The sequence below is a fragment of the Stenotrophomonas sp. AG209 genome (assembly GCF_003550055.1).
In the GTDB taxonomy this organism is placed as follows: Bacteria; Pseudomonadota; Gammaproteobacteria; order Xanthomonadales; family Xanthomonadaceae; genus Stenotrophomonas.
Window position 1 is genome coordinate 1 of the sequence record NZ_QXDB01000008.1, and the last position, 1050, is coordinate 1050.

Annotated in this window: 1 protein-coding gene and 1 pseudogene; both read right to left on the minus strand. The window is 65.7% G+C overall.

Translation table 11 applies throughout. The features are described 5' to 3' along the window. Nucleotides 1–94, minus strand: a pseudogene (locus DFO63_RS22455) (flagellin); the annotation flags it as partial. Nucleotides 95–180: 86 nt separating this feature from the next. Then, a partial coding sequence (locus DFO63_RS21885; protein ID WP_119007886.1) for a flagellin occupies nucleotides 181–1050 on the minus strand: 870 nt, incomplete at its 5' end.

Genomic DNA, 1050 nt, shown 5'->3' on the forward strand with positions numbered 1-1050 from the left:
GGCGCTGGATGGTGGTAGCCAGCGAGCTGCCGCTGGTGCTCAGGTTACGCTGAGCATTCAACGACATCGTATTGGTGTTGATGACTTGTGCCATGGTGCTTTTCCTTTGGCGAAGGTGGAACGTGTTTCAGGATCCGGGCGCCGCGTCATGCGGCGCCCGGAGGTCGATCAGCGAGCGGATCAGCGCAGCAGGCTGAGCACGCCCTGCGGCACCTGGTTGGCCTGGGCCAGCATGGCCGTACCGGCCTGCTGCAGGATCTGGGTGCGGGTCAGTTCGGCGGTTTCCTTGGCGAAGTCGGTGTCCTTGATGCGGCTACGCGATGCCGACAGGTTTTCCGACGAGGTCTGCAGGTTGGCCACGACCGAGGTGAAGCGGTTCTGGATCGCACCGAGGTCGGCGCGGGTGCTGTTGATCGCACCCAGGGCTTTGTCGACGATTTCCATCGCCTGCTGGGCGCCCTTCACGGTGCTGACGTCCAGGTCGCTGGCGTACTTAGCGGCCGGCGCGGCAGTCGAGGCGGTGAAGGTCGGCGCGGTGGCGCCGGTCCAGGTGCCCGGGGTCGCGGTGATGGCCTTGAACGAGCCATCGGCGTTGACGCTGTCCTTGACCGAGGTCAGGGTCACGCCGGTGGTGCCGTTCACTTCCGCGAACACGCCGGTCTCGCCGATCTTGGCGTTGATCGCGGTCACCAGTGCTTCACGCGAGGCCTTGCCGGTGGCAGCGGCGTCGGCGCCCTGCTTGACCGAGACATCGGCAATGGCCACGCCATTGATGGACAGGCCGCTGGTGCTGAAATCAGCGTTGGTGCCCGGGTCGGCCAGGGCCAGCGAGTTGGTGTCGAACTTGGCGCCGCCCAGGGCATTGGCCTTGGCATCGATGGTCTTGTCGATGGCGATGGCCTGGCCGGCGTTGGCGCCGACCTGGAACAGCTGGCTGGAGAACGAACCGTCCAGCAGCTTGGTGCCGTTGAAGTCCGACTGCTTGGCGACGCGGTCGATTTCCGAGACCAGCTGGGTCACTTCGGCCTGCAGTGCCTTGCGGTCGCTGGC